Origin of the sequence: Pseudoalteromonas sp. S8-8, from assembly GCF_000497875.1 — a bacterium.
In the GTDB taxonomy this organism is placed as follows: Bacteria; Pseudomonadota; Gammaproteobacteria; order Enterobacterales; family Alteromonadaceae; genus Pseudoalteromonas; species Pseudoalteromonas arctica.
The window spans coordinates 68,066-89,344 of sequence record NZ_AUTR01000046.1 but is presented as its reverse complement, the minus strand read 5'-3'; the positions used below and the strand labels follow the sequence as shown (position 1 = coordinate 89,344).

Below are 21,279 nucleotides of genomic sequence, written 5' to 3'. Positions count from 1 at the left end.
CAATATAATTGATAATTAATGAAGGTAATAAAATTTGATTGAAACTAAAAATGCATGACGGCGGACTTTAGCTACAAGCTAAATAAGTAATGTAGATAGTTTTTAGCCGATAGTAAAAAGCGGCTTAGCAAAATACCTGAACAAGTTATAAGTTCGTTAGCAGCACAAACTTATCAGCCAGCTCACCTAAACTTTCACGCTTATTAGGATCGGGCTTTATACAGTCAATAGGGCAAACACTTACACAAGTAGGTTTATCATAATGCCCTACACACTCAGTACATTTACTAGCATCTATTTGGTATATTTTAGCGCCCATATAAATAGCCTCATTAGGGCACTCTGGGTCACACATATCGCAGTTAATGCATTTACTATTTATGAGTAGAGCCACTTTTTAGCCTTTCCAATTAAAGTCCTATAAAACAAAAAATGAAAAAATAGAGCATTTACTGCTTTATTTTAAATTATATGATTAACAGCGTTAAATTATGCATTTTATTGACTTTTTCTTTGTTGATCTTTATCAATAAAAACTTCTGGCTTCTCTAATGAAATTTTAAAGCGTCGCTGTTAATATTGTCTACATCCTAAACAATAAAGTAGTTCTGATGGCAGCTAATTATTCTCTCGATGATTTACGTTACTTTTGCACCATAGTAAAACTAGGTAGCTTTAAAAAAGCATCAATAAGCCTTGATATGTCACTATCAACTTTGAGCCGTAGAATACGTTTATTAGAGCAAGCTCTGCAATTAACGTTACTAAATCGAGATGCCCATCGAGTTACACTTACGCATACTGGCGAGTTATATTACGATCGCTATCGTAAACTGTTCGATGAAGTAGAGTGTATAGAGCAAGCACTTTGTGATGAGAAAGACCAACCTAAAGGGAAAATTAGGATCTGTGCACCCATTTACATGGGTAAACATTTTTTAAGTGCTATTTTTTGTGATTTTTTACTGCAGTATCCCGATATTCAACTAGATTTACGCTTTTCAAATAACCTTATTGATATTGAAAAAGAAGGGATTGATATAGCGTTTAGAGTAAGAAATCCTGCCATTGATAATTGGGTTATTAGGGAGCTTAAGCTTACTCATAATGTATTGTGTGCTCATCCTGACTATGATTATCAATCCATCACTCATCCTGAGCAATTAGAAGAGCAACCAAAAATTACGTGCGTTGGGTTGGTACCGTGGCAATTAAAAAATCAGCACACGAACGAGGAATATAGCTTCAACCCAAACACACATGTTCGATTAGAAGTTGATGAAATTCAAATGATGAAACAAGCAGTTGAGTCTGGTGTGGGTATTAGCTACATCCCTGATTATATAGCATTACCACTTATTAAAGCCGGAAAGCTTAAACACATTCTTCCTGATTGGCAAAGCAAAGGGCAGCCATTTTCTATGCTTTATCGCGACAGAAAACAAATCCCTTATCGAGTGCGATTACTTATAGAGCATACACTGCAACACTTCACTAAAATGTAGCAGTGTAGGCTTTTCACAGCAAAGTAATTAAGCTAATTCATCTTTTAAAAACTAAGCCTTAGTACGATTACACCTAAAAATGCCGTTGTTAATCCTATAACTTCTTGGCGTGTAAAAGACTCTTTTAGAATGATGCGTGAATACAACAAAATAATTAAAATATTCATACCTGAAATCGCTGAAACTAGCCCTGTATTACCAATAGCAAAAGCCGATATTATTGCAACCATGCCAGCTACATTTGTTAAACCAATAAGTAACCCGCACGAAAATGTTTTACCGGCAGACCAATACGCTTGAGAAGAGCCTTGCTCTGCTAGCATTTTTTTACGCTTTACTAACCAACTAACGGCAAAAAGAAAGCTACCAAAACCAAACATAGACGTTAAAGTTGCAAACGTATCAGCCTCAAGAAGCGTTGATTGCTTCCCCATTAAATCATTAAATGCAAAAGACAGTGCCGCGAGTAATCCCCATTGCGCGCCTTGTAAATTACTTAATGAGATATCGCTGGAGTAGCGAATAATATAAAGGCCGCCAAAAATAATAAAAAAGCCGATTAATTGAATAACAGTTAAGGTTTCTTGCCATAATAAAAAGGCAAATAAAAGTACAAATAAAGGCGTTAACCCCGACAGGATGCTAATTAAAGACGCTTTCCCAACCGAAAACCCTTTGTGCAAAAACCCATTAGCCGCAAAAGATCCAAAACCTAAAGCGAGCCCAACCGTAATATCAGCCCAGCCGTACCATGTGTGCTCAAACACCACAGTACCTAGCGCACTAATTATAAATCCCACAAAAAAAACACCGAATAATAATAGATTACGATTAATCTTTTTTTGTGACGTCCATTGGTACATTATTCCTCGCGCACCAAAAAAAACAGTGGCGAGTAATGCAAAAATTATCCACATATAAGTGAGACCCTTTATAATTTACTTTGATAAACCCGAATAAAAAGTGGTTATTTAACATTGTTGAATGCAATGACTATTACATAAAGGTTCAACAGTAAAGCACCTAGCCACTACAAGAGCGTTACCCGATACCTAGCTTCTACTCTATAAAATAAGCAGCTTAGGCTTCACATAATAAAATACTAGCCACACAATTACACTTTAATAAACAACAACACCAGTATATTTAATCTATAAATATTATAAACAGGCATAAGTGGCACTATAGATCCCATAAATAGCATTTAACTATTTAGTCGCTTAGCTTCAATCACATAGTGAGCAACTAACACACAGAGATAACAACAATTTAGTGAAAAAAACGAATTTATAAAAACATAAAAAACAGTTTTAAACTGTCATTTTATCGACAATATATTTTTAACCTAAAACTCAATTGACTTTATTTTTAAACTCAATATGATTGATTTAAACAAAGAGGATAATATGTTTACTTTAATCACATACCTGCTAAAAACAAATACCACCTTCGGAATTTAAGCCGAGTGTAACCCTTACACTCGGCAGTTACACTGTACCTTTATATATTTAAATTCGATTTAGTTTTTGTGGGGATTAGTCCGTGCTTTCTTTTCTGTTCGAGCGTAAAAAATCTTTCCTGTCTAAAAATAACTTCACAGACGCAGCGGTACTATTACAACCGCTGAAGCTTGCGTATTTACTACAAGAAGTCGAGTATTCACAGCGGCCTTGGTCAAAATTCAATCCGCATGTACAAATTAATAGCACGGTGGTTATTAAAAATATAACCATCGGTTTTAAGCGCCGCATAACTTTAGTGCCTCCAAGCCAACGAAGGCACTTTATTAGTGACGTATCATTTCACTCTCCTCTTGGGGTCGCTCTTTTAGGGCATAAAATAAATCATATTATTGAATATAAAGAAGCTGGGGAATCCCACCTTTGGGAAATAATAGCCATTAATATTAAGGAGGAAATATAGAGTAAATTATTTCAATTTTTATTTATTAATTTTATATATTTAATTGGAGTTATTTGTAATGAGTAAAGAAAAACCTAAAAAACATGCAAGCAAAATATTAAAACAAAAACGTAAAGAGCGAAGAGATAAGCTAAAGCAACTTGAAAAATAATTAATATTATTTTAAATAAAGTCGCAAACTCGGGGTTTTTATAACCCCGAGTTTTTTGAAAAAACTATATTCAGCTGTAGCTAAACAGCTTGTTTAAATGGATTACGAGTATCTTGTTGTTCCTCAAGATTACGCATTAAAATAGCGTGCGCTAAGTTGATGCCTTCATTTAGCGGTATTTTTACAATGTGACCAGAGCCTTTAGCATCGCTAATAGTTTCCCCCTTTTTGTTTTCCATATATTCAAGCTTAAAAGTAATGTTACCTTGTGGTGTCATAAGCTCTAAGGAGTGACCTGTACAAAATTTATTTTTAACGTCTATTTCAACTAATCCATTTTCGCAGCGCTCAAGTACTTCTCCCACAAATTGCTGCTTAGTTGATACCGAATGACCGTATTCATAATTTTGATAATCTTGATGGGCATGGCGTTTTAAAAAGCCTTCGGTATAACCACGATGTGCTAGATTTTCGAGTGTTTTAAATAAGTTAGTATCAAATGGTTTACCCGAAGCTGCGTCGTCTATTGCTTTGCGATAAACTTGTGCTGTGCGCGCTACATAATAAAATGACTTAGTACGCCCTTCTATTTTTAAACTATGTACACCCATTTTTGTTAACTGCTCTACGTATTGCACAGCGCGTAAATCTTTTGAGTTCATAATATAGGTGCCGTGCTCATCCTCGAATGCAGGCATGTACTCACCAGGGCGGCCTTGTTCCTCTAGCATAAATACATCGTTACTTGGCGCGCCTTCACCCAGTGTAGGAATCACCTGTTTGGGGTCAATTTTATGCACCATTTCGCCGGTTTCGTTCTCAACACCAGGTTTTACATCGTAATCCCAACGACATGCATTAGTACACGTGCCTTGATTTGGATCGCGCTTATTTATGTAACCAGAGAGCAAACAACGCCCCGAATACGCCATACACAGTGCGCCATGTACAAATACTTCAAGTTCGGTGTCTGGGCAGAGTGTGCGTATTTCGGTTATTTCTTCGAGCGACAGCTCCCGCGATAAAATAACGCGTTCAATTCCCTGCTTTGCCCAAAATTGCACGCTTGCGTAGTTAACTGCATTTGCCTGCACTGATAGATGAACCGGCATAGTCGGCCACTTTTCACGAACCAGCATAATTAAACCAGGGTCTGACATAATTAGCGCATCGGGTTTCATCGCAATAACCGGTTCTATATCACGTAAATACGATTTAACTTTGGCATTATGCGGCGCAATATTAGACACCACATAAAACTTTTTATTTTGCGCATGCGCCTCACTAATGCCTACTTTCAGAGTGTCTAGGTCAAACTCATTATTACGCACACGCAAACTATAACGAGGCTGCCCCGCATAAACCGCATCTGCGCCATAAGCAAACGCGTAGCGCATGTTTTTTAAACTGCCTGCGGGGCATAATAATTCAGGAATAAAAGGCATTGAAGAAATAACGGGTGACATGTGCGCTCCATACATCAAACTGGGTTTAAGCCAGTTGCATAAGTAGTTAACCTAAACTCTGAAAAATAAATCTATCCCAAGCAGAATTCAGATTAGTCATTAACAAATAAGTAAACAGAAGCGCGGCAGTATAAATGCGGTCAATAATTTGCGTTTGATCGAGATCACAAAACGGCAACCAAACTGGTTTTTAATAAAATTAGGATTTTTCACTTAAAACGCGTATAATTCGCGCCCGTTAATATTCACACTTTTACTTAAAATTATTGGAGCATAAAGATGGCTTTAGAACGTACTTTTTCAATCGTAAAACCTGATGCAGTTGCTAAAAACCACATTGGCGCTATCTACAACCGTTTCGAATCTGCTGGCCTTAAAATCGTTGCAGCTAAAATGGTTCACCTTTCACAAGAGAAAGCTGAAGGTTTCTACGCTGAACATAGCGAACGTCCTTTCTTCGGTGCTTTAGTATCTTTCATGACATCTGGTCCAGTAATGGTTACAGTTCTTGAAGGCGAAAACGCTGTTCTTAAAAACCGTGAAATCATGGGTGCTACTAACCCTGCTGAAGCACTAGCTGGTACTTTACGTGCAGACTACGCTGATAGCATCGACGAAAATGCTGTTCACGGTTCTGACGCTGTTGAATCTGCTGCTCGCGAAATCGCGTACTTCTTCGCTGACGAAGAGCTTTGTTCACGTACTCGTTAATTCGAATTCGTTAACATATTGAAAAGGGCTTTCGGGCCCTTTTTTAGTCATTACGTAAAGTATTAATCAGAAACTCATGATGTTTTACTTAATGATTAAAGTGAGTGAATTGTGTACAATTCGTCCTCGTAAATTTTATCTCCACCGTCACCGATTGAGGTTGTTTCATGACCGAGCAAAAAAAGATTAACTTATTAGATTTAAACCGAGAAGCAATGCGCGAGCTATTTGCATCGTTCGGTGAAAAGCCGTTTCGTAGTGACCAGGTGATGAAATGGATTTATCATTTTGGCGTAGATAACTTCGACGATATGAGCAACGTAAACAAAAAGCTTAAAGAAAAACTTAAAGCTGAGTGCGAAATTGTAGCGCCAGAAATCACTGTGCGCCAACAAGCAAGCGACGGTACTATTAAGTACGCACTTATTCTGGAAGGCGGCCAAGAAGTAGAAGCCGTTTGGATCCCTGAAAAAGAGCGCGCTACGTTATGTGTATCATCACAAGTGGGTTGTGCTCTTGAGTGTACTTTTTGTTCTACCGCTCAACAAGGCTTTAACCGTAACTTAAAAGTATCTGAAATTATTGGTCAAGTTTGGCGTGTAGCTAAAGATATAGGCCTTGATGGTCATAGCGAAAAGCGCCCAGTAACTAACGTTGTAATGATGGGTATGGGCGAGCCTTTACTTAATCTTAAAAACGTAGTGCCAGCAATGGAACTAATGATGGACGATTGGGGCTTTGGTTTATCTAAGCGCCGCGTAACATTAAGTACTTCAGGCGTTGTACCTGCACTTGATTTACTAAAAGAGAAAATTGACGTAGCACTGGCTATTTCACTTCACGCACCCGATAACGCACTGCGTGACATTTTAGTGCCAGTTAATAAAAAGTACCCTATTGAAGAATTTTTAGCCTCGTGTCGTCGTTATATCGATGGCTCAAAAGCAAATAAAGATGTAACGGTTGAATACGTGATGCTTAACGGTATTAACGACAGCACCGATCAGGCGCATGCATTAGTGCAAACGTTAAAAGGCACACCTTGTAAGGTCAACCTTATTCCGTTTAACCCGTTCCCGGGTAATGAATACACGCGCTCAAGCAATAGCCGTATTGACCGTTTTTCAAAAGTATTACAAGCAGCAGGCGTTACCTGTATTGTGCGTCGTACTCGCGGTGACGATATTGACGCTGCTTGCGGACAGTTAGTAGGTGATGTAGTTGACCGTACTAAACGTTTAGCTAAAAAGAAAATGCGTGACGATAACGCAATTAGCGTTAATATCCACCAAGCATAATCTGTAACCACCCTATGTGAATTAGTCATGTAGGGTGGTTAAGTTGTTTATTTTTAAATAAATGATGCAACAACAAAGGTTTTAGGTAAGATAGGCGCCATGGACTAAAAATAAAGAGATAAGGTAATGCGATCTATACTTGCTATAACACTATCAACACTTGCCTTAAGTGGCTGTGTTAGCGAAAGTAGTTATAACGGCAGTAATAAGCCCGTCGTCGAAAATAAAATTAATAATACTGGCGCAGCACGAACACGAATTGCTTTAGCCTTACAGTATTTAAAAACGGGTAATAACTCTCAAGCCAAATACAATTTAGAACGTGCAGCTGCATTTGCTCCTGACCTGCCTGAAGTACATTACTCTCTTGCTTATTACTATCAACAAGTAGGCGAGAACCCGCTAGCTGATAAAGCATACCAAAAAGCACTCGAAATAAAGCCTGACGACCCTAATACGCTTAATAACTACGGCGTGTTTTTATGTGGCATTGATGAATACGATCGTGCAACTGATCAATTTTTAAAAGCCATTGAAGTACCAAGTTATATTCGCGTTGCCGAAAGTTACGAAAATTTAGCCTTGTGTGCTATTGAATTTGATGATTTCGAAAATGCAGAAAGTTATTTTCAACAGGCACTTAATCACAGCTCTCAGCGTACATCTACGTTAATTAGTTTAGCAGCGCTGTATTACGCAAAAAGTGACTTATACAAAGCCAGTGAACTTTTAAAACGCTACGAAAGCACAGGTCGAGTATCTTCTCGCGCATTAATGCTTAGCTACCTTGTAAAAAACAGAATGGGCAGAATAGAAGAGGCTGAAAAAATTTCCAGCACTATTTTACAAACTTACTCTAGCAGTAACGAAGCCTATGCATTAAAAGAGAAAAGAACACGTTTTAATGAGTTTGAAATACTGCGAGAAAAATACCGCAAAGCGCAGTTAAAAGAACTAAAAAACGACGAAAGCGGCGCGCACGTTAGTTCAAAACCAAAAATAAAAGTAATCAGAAAGAAACGTTCACCACAAGACGGTTTAACAAGCTTGGTAACAAACGACGAGCAAAAAACAGATAAAAAGATCGCAATAGCAAATAACCAAGATGTAAATCCAGTTATAGTAAGAGAAAAGCAAGCTAAGGCGGTACAAAACACGGTCAGTAAGCAAGCCGACGAAGCAACCGTAATAGCAAAACAAGTAACAACCCAAAAAGAAGAAGCTCCTAAAGTCGTCGCACCAAGCAACCCTACCGATACATCGGCTGTTATGCTTGCACTTACTACTGAGCACGACTCTGCAGATTCCGTAGTAGCTGCACCTAAAAAAGCTAAGTCCGTTTACGAACCTCAAAAAGAAGTTATAGCAACAAAACAACCAGCTAAAGCCGATGACGAGGTAACAATAATTTCGTTTGGCGCACCTAAAACAGGCCAGTTTAATTCGCAGCAAACTAGTAACTATAGTAATTCAGTTCCTGCAGTTACCGCTCAAAAAAATAGTAGTGACGTGGTATTCTACGAAGCGACTAAAAATACAACTGTATTTGAAAATAGCAGCTATCAAAATGATGCCGATATTGAATTTAAAAGTTACGAAGCAGTACAAAAAACAGAGATCCCAATGCTTAACCCTAAAGTATCGCCTTTACGCGTGCCATTTCACGTAATTGCTGTTGGCGAAAACCTATTTAGCATTTCGGTGCGATACAATGTTAAACTACAAAAGCTCCTGCAATGGAATGGTCTAAAAGAGTCGGATCGGGTAATGAATGGAAGTAAAATATACCTAAACGATCCAAATATTTATTACGAAATTAAAGCTGGTGATTCCCTTTACGATATAGCTACCCAGCGGCATGTATTAATTGATGAATTAATGCGATGGAATAAATTAAGTCCTGATATAGCACTAAAACCAGGGCACAAACTTTTACTAGTGGATCCAGACTCATACACATTATGAATGAAGAAAATACGCAAACACAGAGCGAACAGCCAACTGTAGGCCAGATATTAAAAAATCACAGAGAACAAGCGAACGTTAGCATAGCGACTATTGCTGCACCGTTAAAGCTGTCTGAACTTCAAATTAAGCGCCTTGAAAATGATGAATTTACATTACTCGGCCCTATTACTTTTGTTAAAGGCTATATAAAAAACTATTGCCGTGAATTAAAAGTAGATAGCGCACCTATATTAGCAATGATGCCAGCCCCACCGGAGCCGGCTAAACCCGCTAATATGCAGAGTTTTTCACGCCGTACAGAAAAAGAAGCAAACGACAGCCGTTTAATGTTTTTTAGCTATTTAATTTTAGCGATTGTTATTGGCTCATCTGCTTTATGGTTTTGGCAAAACGCGACACCTATTGAAGAGCAAACGAGTAACATAAACGTTGCCAACTCAAAAATGAGCGAGCGCCAAGCCGCTCAACCCAGTATTTCAGAGCAACAGCAACAAGCCGAAATTGACGATGAATCATTATTAGAATCACAAAGCACGTCTAGTGAAACATCAACAAGCCCAGAAATAGTTAAAGAAACGGCTCCTATTGCTTCTAACAATGCAAGCCAAGAAGATGCTAGCAGCACAATTGTCATGAACTTTAATGGCGAAAGTTGGGTTGAAATTTACGACGGCGAAGGCGAAAAAATAGCATTCGGCGTTAAAAAAGCAGGCTATATTATGACCGTAAGCGGTACGCCTCCTTTTTCAGTTGTGCTTGGTAAGCATGACGCTGTAGACATTACTTTAAACGGTGAACCTGTAGATGTTTCTGCATTTCCTCAAAACCGTTTAGCCAAATTTACATTACCACTAGCAGAGTAGTCGCTATGTTTTCAGAATCTCCAATTAAACGCAGAAAATCCACCCGAATCAATGTAGGTAACGTCCCTATTGGTGATGGTGCCCCTATTGCAGTGCAATCAATGACCAACACCGACACCATGGATGTTGATGCAACTGTTGCACAAATACAGGCAATACAAGATGCAGGTGCCGACATAGTCCGTGTATCAGTACCAACAATGGATGCAGCCGAAGCGTTTAAAAGTATAAAAGAGCAAGTAACGATTCCGCTAGTTGCAGATATTCACTTTGATTACCGTATAGCCTTAAAAGTAGCAAAATACGGTGTAGATTGCCTGCGTATAAACCCGGGGAATATAGGTAGTGAAGAGCGTATAAGAGCTGTGGTCGATTCTGCACGCGAGCACAACATTCCTATTCGTATTGGTGTAAATGGCGGTTCACTAGAGCGCGACTTACAAGAAAAATACGGCGAACCAACACCAGAAGCCTTATTAGAATCAGCAATGCGCCATGTAGATATCTTGCGCCGCCTTGATTTTGACCAATTTAAAATATCAGTAAAAGCGTCTGACGTATTTTTAGCTGTAGGTGCATATCGCTTACTCGCTAAAGAAATAGACCAACCACTGCATTTAGGTATTACCGAAGCGGGCGGCATGCGCTCAGGCTCTGTTAAATCTGCAGTAGGTTTAGGTATGCTTCTTGCCGAAGGTATTGGCGATACCCTGCGTGTATCACTTGCTGCCGACCCGGTACAAGAAATTAAAGTAGGCTTTGATATCTTAAATTCATTGCGCATTCGTTCGCGTGGAATTAACTTTATTGCCTGCCCTAGCTGCTCACGCCAAGAGTTTGATGTAGTAAGCACCATGAACCAACTTGAAGAGCGCTTAGAGGATATTATCGAACCTATGTCAGTTTCGGTAATTGGTTGCGTTGTAAATGGACCAGGTGAAGCGCTTGTGAGTGATATAGGGCTTGCCGGTGCAAATCGTCGTTCTGGTTTGTATATAAATGGCGAACGCCAAAAAGCGCGCATTGATAACAACAACATTGTTGACCAGCTTGAAGGTTATGTACGCGACTTTATAGAAAAAAAGCAGAACCAAACACCGATTGACATAAAAATAGTCGAATAAATACCGCATAAAGCGCCAAACAGCGGTGTTTGGCGTTTACCTTTATAGCTAGTGGATACCCAAACGACCCCAAGATACAGAATTCAGCGTTTCACAGGCTCTTAATATCAAGGCGTTACTTTGCAAGAATGGCAATCCCTTTTAAAAAGTAACAACGATGAGAGTAAGTGTCTGTGAAACACCCAACGGGTTGGTTTAAAAGCGATTTATACTGCGTTATTGATTTTAACAATAGAACCACTATTACTTTCAATCAATGCCTTGCCTAAATCGCTTTTAATTCCAACTGAAACTCGCATCATGGGGTCATTTGGGTATATAATGACGGGTCAATTTTTAGCATTCTTGTTGTGTAAGCATTTTTCATTACACAAAAAAACAGCATTTAGGATTTATCAGTGGCAAAACAAATTCAGGCAGTTCGCGGTATGAACGATTGTCTGCCGGGCGATACACAAGTTTGGCAGAAAGTAGAAAACATTTTACGCGAGACAGTAGCATCGTTCGGTTATCAAGAAATTCGTTTTCCTATTGTAGAATCAACCGACTTATTTAAACGCTCTATTGGTGAAGTTACCGATATAGTAGAAAAAGAAATGTACACCTTTGCCGATCGCAATGGCGACTTATTAACACTTCGCCCAGAAGGCACCGCAGTATGCGTACGTGCTGGCAACCAAAATGGCTTACTATACAACCAAGAACAACGCCTTTGGTACATGGGTCCAATGTTTCGTCACGAGCGTCCGCAAAAAGGTCGTTACCGTCAGTTTCACCAATTTGGTTTAGAAACATTTGGTATTGCTACAGCAGATATAGACGCAGAAGTTATTTTATTAACAGCGCAACTATGGGAAGCCTTTGGTATTACTGACCACGTTCGTTTAGAGCTAAATTCTTTAGGATCTAACGAAGCGCGTGCAGATTACCGTGATGCTTTAGTAGCCTACCTTGAGCAACACATTGATGTGCTTGATGAAGACTCAAAACGTCGTATGTATTCAAACCCATTACGCGTACTTGATAGCAAAAACCCAGACGTACAAGCAATTTTAACTGATGCACCTAAATTGTCTGAAAATTTAGATGCTGAATCAAAAGAACATTTTGAAAATTTATGTGAACGTTTAGACGCTGCTGGCGTCTCATATACGGTTAATGAAAAGTTAGTACGTGGTTTAGACTACTACAACCGCACTGTATTTGAATGGGTAACCGACAGTTTAGGTGCACAAGGCACTGTATGTGCTGGCGGACGTTACGATGGCTTAGTTGAACAACTTGGCGGCAAAGCAACGCCAGCAGTTGGTTTTGCAATGGGTCTAGAGCGCTTAGTATTATTACTACAAGCACTTGAGTGTGTAGGTGACATTCGTCGTAATGCTGATGTATATTTAGCAGCAATGGGCGACAAAGCAAGCATTCAAGCTCCTGCAATTGCAGCGCAACTACGTAAAGACGTACCGGGTTTACGCGTTATGGTACATGCGGGCGGCGGAAACTTTAAAAAACAATTAAAACGTGCTGATAAAAGCGATGCACTTGTTGCAGTAATTATTGGTGAAGATGAATTAGAAAAAGGCGTTGTGACCATCAAGTATTTGCGCGAGCGTAAAGAACAAGTCACATTAGAATTAGAACAAGCTAAAGCGCTATTAGCTGAGCTTATTAACGGCTAAGCGAACATTAGAGGTAAGAATGGATATTTATTCAACAGAAGAACAACAAGCAGAAGCCATTAAACGCTTTTTCCGTGAAAACGGCATTTCACTTGCGCTAGGTATACTTGTTGGCCTAGGTGGCTTATATGGCTGGAAAGCATATAACCAAAACCAAATTACTACCGCTGAAAAAGCATCAGATTCATATACAGCGCTTGTTGAAAGCGACGATGTATTATCTTCAGCTGATGCGTTTATTAGCGAAAATAAAGACACAAACTACGCAACACTTGCTGCATTCGTTGCTGCAAAAGACGCAGTAGAAGCGAAAAAACTAGACGTAGCAAGCGAAAAGCTAAGCTGGGTTGTGTCTAATACGCCAAATACAGAATTAAAAGCAATTGCGATTACACGTTTAGCACGTGTTCAAATTGCGCAAACTAAATATGACGATGCATTAACGACATTAAATGCACCATTACCTGAAGCGTTCAATGCAAACGTGGCCGAGCTTAAAGGCGACATTTACACTGAGCAAGGTAATAAAGATCAAGCACGTACTGCATACCAAGCAGCAATAGATGCGGGTGGATTAACAAGTAACCCACTATTACAAATTAAGTTAGATGACCTAGCAGTAACTAGCCCAGCGGCATAAGGTTTTAGGCATGAAAAAATTTACAACAGCAGCCCTTGCCCTATGTATGGCAACATTGATGGGTTGTTCATCAAGTGATGATGAAGATGAACTAGTACTTCCTGAAATTGTAAACCAATTTGAAACTGACGTTGTTTGGCAAGAATCTGTAGGTGATGGCGTAGAGCATTATTTTTCTCGTTTAACACCCGCAGTTTACAAAGATACTGTGTATGTTGCTAGCCGCGAAGGCCAAGTAGAAGCGCTTTCACTTGATAATGGCGATACAAAATGGGAAACCGATGTACGCCAAGATTTATCGTTTTGGCCTTGGGCTGACAACGGTAATGCAAAATTATCAGGTGGTATTTTGCAAGCCTATGGTAAAATTTATATTGGTTCTGAACACGGCTTTATTATTGCTCTTGATCGCGAAACTGGTGAAGAAGTTTGGCGTAAAAACGTACCAGGCGAATCTCTGTCTAAACCAACAGCAGGTGATGGCTTAATATTTGTAAATTTAGGCTCTGGTAAATTGTTAGCCCTTCACCCAGATACAGGCGAAGAGCGTTGGAGCTTTGAACAAGAAGTTCCACCACTAACATTACGCGGACAAAGCTCGCCAACCGTTGCTAACGGTGGTGTATTAGTAGGCCTTGAAACAGGCAAGCTAAGCGTATTAATTTCAGACAGTGGTTACTCAGCATGGAGCGCAGAAATTGCGGTTGCTAAAGGCGCATCAGAATTTGAACGCCTAGTTGACGTAGACACTCAACCACTTATTAGCGGTCCATACGCTTACGCTATAGCTTACAACGGAAACTTAGCCGCTGTAGATATTCGCTCTGGCAATGTTGTATGGAAACGCGAGTACAGCAGCTACCGCGAAATTGCGATGGATGCACAAACAATTTATTTAGTAGATAGCGATGGTGTTATTTACGCATTAGATAAAAATTCAGGTATTGAACGTTGGAGCCAACCCGCTCTACGCGGTTGGTACCTAACAGGCCCTGCAGTTGCAGGTAGCCACTTAGCTTTAGGCGACCAAGAAGGTAACCTACATTGGCTAAATAAAGAAACTGGCGAGCTAGTATCTCGTGAAGACTTTGACAGCTCGGGCTTTTTTGTTGAGCCAGTTGTTGCCGACGATAAGCTAATTTTATACACCCGTGATGGTGAAGTTAGTATGGTAAAAATACCAAACTAAGTTACTAATAGTCATATGGTTTTTTTAAGGCTTCGCACTGCGAAGCCTTTTGTTGTTTTTTAAAGAGGTAGTTTATGCTTCCCGTGATCGCTCTAGTTGGGCGACCCAATGTGGGCAAATCCACATTATTTAACCGTTTAACACGTACTCGTGATGCACTCGTAGCCGATTTTCCAGGTTTAACACGAGATAGAAAATATGGCCAAGCTAGTTACGATGGCTATGAATTTATCGTGGTAGACACGGGCGGTATTGATGGCTCAGAAGAAGGCATCGAAATCGAAATGGCAGATCAATCTCTGCTAGCTATTGAAGAAGCTGACATTGTTCTGTTTTTAGTAGATGCTCGTGTAGGTATGACCGTAGCTGACCAAGCAATTGCTAATCACTTGCGTAAACAAGATAAAAAGTGTTTTGTTGTTGCCAATAAAACCGATGGTATTGATGCAGATTCAAACTGTGCTGAATTTTACCAATTATCATTAGGTGAAATTCATCATATTGCTGCATCGCATGGCCGTGGTATTACGTTATTACTTGAGCAAACACTTCAGCCGCTTATTGCTGAATTAGCTGCACAAGACGAAGACGTAACAGGCGATGACGAAGAGCTTATTAATCTTTACGAAGAAGATGAAGACAGCGATACCGATCACCAGGCATTTGCAGACAAACCTGTAAAGCTTGCAATTATTGGTCGCCCTAACGTTGGTAAGTCAACGCTTACAAACCGTATACTGGGTGAAGATCGCGTAATTGTATACGACATGCCAGGTACAACACGTGACTCTATCTACATTCCGATGACTCGAAATGAAAAAGAGTATGTGTTAATTGACACCGCAGGTGTTCGTAAGCGTAAAAAAGTAAGCGACGTAGTTGAAAAGTTCTCTGTAATTAAAACGCTTCAAGCAATCGAAGATTGTAACGTTGTGTTATTGATTGTTGATGCTCGCGATGGTATTTCAGATCAAGATTTAAGCTTATTAGGCTTTGCTCTTAACTCAGGTCGTTCATTGGTAATTGCAGTGAACAAATGGGATGGCTTAGACGATTACGTTAAAGATCGTATTAAATCAGAGCTCGATCGCCGTTTAGGCTTTATTGACTTTGCACGCCTACACTTTATATCTGCACTACACGGTACAGGTGTTGGTCATTTGTTTGAGTCTGTTGACGAAGCGTATGAATCAGCGACTAAACGTATAAGTACTGCAATGCTGCGTCGAATTATGGACATGGCTCAAGCCGATCATCAGCCACCACTTGTTCGTGGTCGTCGTGTTAAGCTTAAATATGCACATGCCGGTGGTTATAACCCACCACGTATTGTTATTCACGGTAACCAAGTTAAAGATTTACCAGATAGCTACAAACGCTACCTAATGAACTACTACCGTAAAGCACTTAAAATTATGGGCACCCCAATCAAAATTGAATTTAGAGAAGGTGATAATCCATTTGCAGGGCGTACTAATAAAGTAACGCTTTCGCAAAAACGTAAAATACGTGCGTTTGCAAAAGAAAACCGTAATAAATAAACTTTTCAAGAGTTAGTTTATTACAATAAAAACGGCGTACTTTTTAGTACGCCGTTTTTGTTTTAATATGTTATTAAGAGTTACAAACCAAGCAAAGCTAAGCGCACTAAGTTCTCCACCGTGGCTTCATGTGCATTTTTATTTTTATTAGTTGGCGTAAACCTAGAAGTAGGTGATTTAATAGTTATAAAGCCATGATTGGTTGCCATTTCATGAGCTAATAGCTTTCGCTCTTTAGGTGTTAAATGGTTTTCGTGTATTTTTGCCAGCTCGCCGCTATCAAGCCATATTCCTGCACAGCCTGGGCATTCATCTATTTCGACGGCCTTTACTGGCGAAAAATACCTGCGCATCATTACAATTTTTTTGCACTTTGGGCAATTAATTCGTAGCGATACATCGTATTCACTCTCGCTATGTTCACTCTCGCTATGTTCACTCAAATGCTTTAGCAACACCTGACCATGCTTTAGCTCTGGCGAGCTAAATTTAAAAATTTGGCTGTTATCAAAAAATACGCCGCCTTGCACTGAAGTGTAAACAGTAATACCGCCAATTAATAACGGCTCAAGAGAGGCATTTGTACGTGGGCAAAACATTCTAAAAATCCTTTTTATTTTAATACCTAGCTTACACTACTTTACTCAAGCGCTTTATGAATAAGCCCAACAAGCGGCGTTGGTAATGTAATATTACCTGTAAGTACAAACTCATGGGCTTCATCTGACATTTTTTGCCATGTGCGGCGAATAATACCAATCCATTTTTCTTCATTGTAATCTGGTTTTGCACTGGCAAACCCAAGCATGTAGTGTTCAATAAACACCAAACTTGCTACATCTTCAACTAATTGGCTATCTGGATTGCGCTTAATATCTTTTTTAGCAACAGCGTTATAAACACGGTTTTGGTCAGTATCGTTAAACCCAGCTTGTTTCATTAATTCAACGGCTAGTGACGCATGAAAAATATAAAGTGCGCTACGCCATTGATGATAACCCTGCTTGTTCATTTCAAAGTCGCTACGTGGCGATTTCCAACGCTGAATATGCTGTGCACGCACTGCAATTTGCATGAGTGCATCGGCATCAGGTTTAAAGCGAGTTAGCATTTCGCTCATACGCTGTGAGTATAAATACTCTTTTGGAAAACTTTCTCCATTGTGCTGCTCAGTATTAGGGTCTTGGTTATTAGCTTCATCAATCAGCGTTATTACTTTATTAAACATGACGGTCTTTTATTGTAATTAGTTTTAATCATTCTAAACGCTGATAAAACAATAAACTAGTGGCCCACTCACTTCAGCGGTGAAATTTGTTCAATCAAAAAGTAAAAGCAAGAGGTACTGGTTGTGAAATTAAGCGCATTAATAAGGTTAACTTGTTATTATCTTAGAAACAAAAATGACACATGTGCGTAAACTAATAAAAATTAACGCGCTAAAAATGAGAATAATATGTTTAAAAAAACAATTTTAGCTATTTGCTTAGCTGTAGCATCACTGCCGAGCGCAGCCGATAGCAATGCAGATTTAAAAACCATTATTGATAACCATTGGCAAAACGCAAAAGCTGAAAAAATATTTTTTCGTACCGACCCAGACGGCTGGAAGCCAAACGGTACTTTGCCAAATTGGAGCGAGCAAGCCATTGCAAAGCGCCAAGCTTATAACAACAACGTACTAAAAAACTTAGCCAGCATTGACCCAAAAACGCTCAACAACGAGCAGCTAATGAACTACCGCTTATTTAAATATGAGCGAGAAACCGAGCAGCAAAGTTACCTTTTTCAAGATAAGTATTTTCCGGTTAATTTTTTAAGTGGCTGGCATACTTATTTTGCCGAAGCCCCCGCTAACATGGCATTTTTAACACCCGATGACTACAACGCATTTTTAGTAAGCCTTGCCGACTACCCTCGCTTTAATCAGCAAAATATTGATTTAATGAAAGAAGGTATAAAAACAGGCTTTACTCATTACTGCAAAACCTTTGAAAATTACAGCCAAAGCATTAGCGCGCATATTGTTAAGCAACCTGAAAACAGTGCCCTTTACGAGCCCTTTACACGTATACCAAAAACGTTTACAGCAGAGCAAAAAGCCACATACCAAAATAAAGCAAAGGCCTTAATCAGCTCAAAAGTAGTCCCTGCTTATCAGCACTTTTACGACTTTTTTGAAAACGATTACATGCCTAACTGTAGAGCCCAGCCGGGTATTGCAAGCGTTAAAGGCGGGCTTGAGTATTACAAATATGCAGTTAATTACTACACCACAACCAATGCCACACCAAAGAAAATTCATGAGCTTGGCTTAAAAGAAGTCGCGCGTATTAAAGCGCAGATGCAAAGCATTATTGATAAAGTAGGTTTTGATGGCACTTATGCTGAGTTTTTAGAATTTTTAGCAACCGATGAGCAATTTTACGCAACAGACGCACAAGACTTACTTGAAAAAACAGCCTTTATTACGCAAAAAATGTATGGCAAATTACCAACCTACTTTAATCATTTACCGCGTAACACCTTTACAATAAAAGGCTCAGCGAGTCGTGGCGCGTTTTATATGCCACCGGCTGATAATCGCTCACCGGGTACTTACTTTTTAGCCTCAACACCTAAGCTACAGCCTTTGTATAATTTAGAAGCACTAAGCCTACACGAAGCAATACCAGGGCACCATTTACAAAACGCTATTGCAATGGAGTTAGATGTACCTCAGTTTAGACGCACACTTAGCCACTCAGCATTTGGCGAAGGTTGGGCACTTTACACCGAACGTTTAGGTAAAGAAGCCGGCTTTTATCAAGACCCATACAGCGACTTTGGTCGTTTAGGTTACGAAATGTGGCGTGCTGTGAGGCTTGTTGTTGATACCGGTATTCATGCATTTGGCTGGAGCCGCCAAAAGGCAATTGACTACTTAGCAGATCACACTGCATTGCCACAAAGCGCGGTGGAGGATCAAATAGATCGTTATATTTCATGGCCTGGCCAAGCGCTTTCGTACAAAATGGGTGAAATAAAAATACGCGAACTGCGTGCAAAAGCCGAAAAAGAGCTAGGTGCTAAGTTTGATATTCGCAGCTTTCACGACACCGTTATAGGCCAAGGCTCGCTGCCTATGGAAGTATTAGAAGACGTAATAAACGATTGGATAGAAAAACAAAAATCGGCTATTTAACATTCAAGGAGGCGGTATTATTTGCCGCCTCTTTTTAAAACCCTCTTAAAAACCTCAAAACTAATCCCTACCCGCTTTTGCTTCGTAAAGTTAATGATTACAAAAACCTGAGTAAACCTATGAGCAAACGCATTTTATATTGGCTACAAAACGATTTACGTCTAACCGACAACCCTATTTTAAGCGAACTTGCTACTGAGCAATGCGCGCTCGATATTGTATTTGTTATAAACCCGCACTGGTTTAAAAATAATAACTATCAACAAAAGCCGTATGGCGTGCATAAACAGCAGTTTTTAATGCAAAGCTTGTATGAACTCCAACAAGCACTTATTGAGCGCGGGCAAACACTGCATGTACTTGAAGGCGAACCTGTATCGCTTTTGAAAGCGCGTATTAATGAGCAAAATATTGATGAAGTTGTATACAGCGAGCAATTTGGCCTGTACGAGCAACGCCAAATAAACTTACTCAAAGCACATTGCCCTAATACTAAATTTGCAGGGTCGCAGCAAGACACGCTCTTTAAACAAAGTGACCTACCGTTTGATTTAAGCGAATTACCTAAACACTTTACCCCGTTTCGTAAAAAGGTAGAGGCCGCCACTAGCCCCATTTCACTTTCAACATTACCAAACGGTTTGCTCCCTCAGCCAATAACCTTGTGCGCTAAAAAACCTTTAGAGCGTATAGCAAATAATGGCGTAATGCATGGCGGGTTTAAAAGTGCGCAAACACATTTAAAGCAATACTTTTCAGGTTTACTACCAAGTACTTATAAAATAACTCGAAACGAGCTTGATGGCTTTAATAACACCACAAAATTTAGTACCTGGCTTGCTTTAGGTTGTGTAAGTGCGCGGCAAGTTTATAAAGCAGTTGAGGCGTACGAACATAGTCAAATAACAAACGAGTCTACTTACTGGATTAAATTTGAATTGCTATGGCGAGAGTATTTTAAATGGCATGCACTTAAGGCAGGTAAAAGCCTGTTTAGCTTTAAAGGCCAAAAGCAAACAAAACCCCTTACTACATTTATGCCAAACCGCTTTGCTGCGTGGTGTAATGGCTCAACACCCTACCCATTAGTAAATGCGATTATGAACGAGCTAAACGCTACGGGTTACATATCAAACCGTGCAAGGCAAATTGCAGCGAGCTGCTTAGTGAACGAACTTGGTCTTGATTGGCGTTATGGCGCAGCCTATTTTGAGCAACAACTTATTGATTACGATGTAGCCGCTAATTGGGGTAATTGGCAATATATAGCAGGTGTAGGCGTAGATCCGCGTGGTGGTAGGCACTTTAATATTGAAAAACAAACGTTACAGTTTGACCCGCACGCTGTTTACACTAATAAATGGCAAGGCAATAAAAATACCAGCACACAGCTCGATAACGTAAACGAAGTTGATTGGCCAATTTAAGCCGCCAATCAACTTTTACCAAGTAACGTTTAAAACAGCTCAGCAATGCCTATATTAATAGCGTAACCACCCAATGTTAAAAACAAAAACAAGCACAGCGCCAGTAACAGTGGCTTAATACCCGCTTGGCGAATTGCCCCAACATGTGTGCGTAAACCCAAAGCCACCATCGCAATGGTGAGTAATATATTATCAAACCAAACAACTGCGCTTGTAGCCACTTGAGGAATAATAGAGAGTGAATGCACACCACTTGCCACAATAAATAACACCGCAAACCAAGGAATACTAATACCTGATTTATTATCCTCATTACTTATAGTATTACCTGCCTTTACTCTTTTTTTACTTTGCCAAAACGATAAAGTGACTAAAAACGGCGCAAGCATCATCACGCGTAGCATTTTTTCTATAACGGCGGTATCTGCAGCATTGGCGCTTACAGCTGTACCCGCTGCTACCACTTGCGCTACTTCATGAATGGTTGAACCTACAAAAATACCATATGCGTGCTCACTCAGCCCCATATACTCAAACATGATTGGGTAGGCAAACATACTCAACGTACCAAATACCACCACCGTTGCTACAGCTACCGATACTTTATGCG

The 21,279-nt window shown here is 39.7% G+C and carries 18 protein-coding genes and 1 pseudogene (1 of these 19 running past the window's edge); 13 read left to right on the top strand and 6 right to left on the bottom strand.

What is annotated here, in order from left to right:
- Positions 1-145: 145 nt before the first annotated feature.
- Positions 146-394 carry a YfhL family 4Fe-4S dicluster ferredoxin gene (locus L659_RS0115985; protein WP_024591186.1) on the bottom strand — a complete coding sequence of 83 codons (249 nt, stop codon included), beginning with the start codon at positions 392-394 and terminating at the stop codon, positions 146-148.
- 217 nt (positions 395-611) lie between these two features.
- Here L659_RS0115985 and L659_RS0115980 point away from each other — a divergent pair, with 217 nt between their 5' ends.
- On the top strand, positions 612-1,505 hold the full coding sequence (locus L659_RS0115980; RefSeq protein WP_024591185.1) for a LysR family transcriptional regulator: 894 nt from the start codon (positions 612-614) through the stop codon (positions 1,503-1,505).
- Between the two features lie 44 nt (positions 1,506-1,549).
- Here the strand turns inward: L659_RS0115980 and L659_RS0115975 are convergent, their stop codons facing one another.
- On the bottom strand, positions 1,550-2,422 hold the full coding sequence (locus tag L659_RS0115975; protein WP_024591184.1) for a DMT family transporter: 873 nt from the start codon (positions 2,420-2,422) through the stop codon (positions 1,550-1,552).
- Positions 2,423-3,047: 625 nt separating this feature from the next.
- Here L659_RS0115975 and L659_RS0115970 point away from each other — a divergent pair.
- Entirely contained in the window at positions 3,048-3,428 is a 381-nt protein-coding gene (locus tag L659_RS0115970) for a GreA/GreB family elongation factor (protein ID WP_024591183.1), read from the top strand.
- 231 nt (positions 3,429-3,659) lie between these two features.
- On the opposite strand, the gene trhP is transcribed toward L659_RS0115970, so the two are convergent.
- Positions 3,660-5,045: a prephenate-dependent tRNA uridine(34) hydroxylase TrhP gene (gene trhP / locus L659_RS0115960; protein ID WP_024591182.1), complete on the bottom strand. Its 1,386-nt coding sequence runs from the start codon at positions 5,043-5,045 to the stop codon at positions 3,660-3,662.
- A 279-nt stretch (positions 5,046-5,324) separates the two neighbouring features.
- Between trhP and ndk the strand changes: the two genes are divergently transcribed.
- The 9 genes from ndk to der all read left to right on the top strand — a co-directional run bounded on the left by ndk (position 5,325) and on the right by der (position 16,058).
- Positions 5,325-5,756, top strand: a complete 432-nt coding sequence (gene ndk / locus L659_RS0115955; RefSeq protein WP_007377442.1) for a nucleoside-diphosphate kinase — start codon at positions 5,325-5,327, stop codon at positions 5,754-5,756.
- A gap of 167 nt (positions 5,757-5,923) precedes the next feature.
- The gene (locus L659_RS0115950) at positions 5,924-7,054 is read left to right on the top strand and encodes a bifunctional tRNA (adenosine(37)-C2)-methyltransferase TrmG/ribosomal RNA large subunit methyltransferase RlmN (protein ID WP_007583420.1); all 1,131 of its coding nucleotides are present in this window, start codon (positions 5,924-5,926) and stop codon (positions 7,052-7,054) included.
- 126 nt (positions 7,055-7,180) lie between these two features.
- Entirely contained in the window at positions 7,181-9,019 is a 1,839-nt protein-coding gene (gene pilW, locus L659_RS0115945) for a type IV pilus biogenesis/stability protein PilW (RefSeq protein WP_024591181.1), read from the top strand.
- Entirely contained in the window at positions 9,016-9,885 is an 870-nt protein-coding gene (locus tag L659_RS0115940) for a RodZ domain-containing protein (RefSeq protein ID WP_024591180.1), read from the top strand. Before pilW ends, L659_RS0115940 begins: the two co-directional genes overlap by 4 nt.
- A gap of 5 nt (positions 9,886-9,890) precedes the next feature.
- On the top strand, positions 9,891-11,009 hold the full coding sequence (gene ispG, locus L659_RS0115935) for a flavodoxin-dependent (E)-4-hydroxy-3-methylbut-2-enyl-diphosphate synthase (RefSeq protein WP_010554970.1): 1,119 nt from the start codon (positions 9,891-9,893) through the stop codon (positions 11,007-11,009).
- Between the two features lie 398 nt (positions 11,010-11,407).
- Complete coding sequence (hisS, locus tag L659_RS0115930) at positions 11,408-12,688, top strand: histidine--tRNA ligase (RefSeq protein WP_024591179.1); 1,281 nt, start codon at positions 11,408-11,410, stop codon at positions 12,686-12,688.
- Between the two features lie 19 nt (positions 12,689-12,707).
- Positions 12,708-13,328, top strand: a complete 621-nt coding sequence (locus L659_RS0115925; RefSeq protein ID WP_007583431.1) for a YfgM family protein — start codon at positions 12,708-12,710, stop codon at positions 13,326-13,328.
- A 10-nt stretch (positions 13,329-13,338) separates the two neighbouring features.
- On the top strand, positions 13,339-14,517 hold the full coding sequence (bamB, locus tag L659_RS0115920; protein ID WP_007583433.1) for an outer membrane protein assembly factor BamB: 1,179 nt from the start codon (positions 13,339-13,341) through the stop codon (positions 14,515-14,517).
- Between the two features lie 74 nt (positions 14,518-14,591).
- Positions 14,592-16,058, top strand: a complete 1,467-nt coding sequence (gene der, locus L659_RS0115915; RefSeq protein ID WP_024591178.1) for a ribosome biogenesis GTPase Der — start codon at positions 14,592-14,594, stop codon at positions 16,056-16,058.
- A gap of 80 nt (positions 16,059-16,138) precedes the next feature.
- Here the strand turns inward: der and L659_RS0115910 are convergent, their stop codons facing one another.
- Positions 16,139-16,657 (bottom strand): TFIIB-type zinc ribbon-containing protein, encoded by a 519-nt coding sequence (locus L659_RS0115910; protein WP_024591177.1) that lies wholly within the window; start codon positions 16,655-16,657, stop codon positions 16,139-16,141.
- Positions 16,658-16,698: 41 nt separating this feature from the next.
- Complete coding sequence (locus L659_RS0115905; protein ID WP_024591176.1) at positions 16,699-17,286, bottom strand: DUF4202 domain-containing protein; 588 nt, start codon at positions 17,284-17,286, stop codon at positions 16,699-16,701.
- A gap of 228 nt (positions 17,287-17,514) precedes the next feature.
- On the opposite strand from L659_RS0115905, the gene L659_RS0115900 reads away from it, so the two are divergent.
- Together L659_RS0115900 and L659_RS0115895 are read left to right on the top strand one after the other, a co-directional pair.
- Positions 17,515-19,242 (top strand): DUF885 domain-containing protein, encoded by a 1,728-nt coding sequence (locus tag L659_RS0115900; RefSeq protein ID WP_024591175.1) that lies wholly within the window; start codon positions 17,515-17,517, stop codon positions 19,240-19,242.
- 119 nt (positions 19,243-19,361) lie between these two features.
- Positions 19,362-20,669, top strand: a complete 1,308-nt coding sequence (locus L659_RS0115895) for a DASH family cryptochrome (protein ID WP_024591174.1) — start codon at positions 19,362-19,364, stop codon at positions 20,667-20,669.
- Positions 20,670-20,698: 29 nt separating this feature from the next.
- On the opposite strand, the pseudogene L659_RS01000000123040 reads toward L659_RS0115895, so the two are convergent.
- Positions 20,699-21,279, bottom strand: a pseudogene (locus L659_RS01000000123040) (YeiH family protein) (it continues 509 nt past the right edge of the window).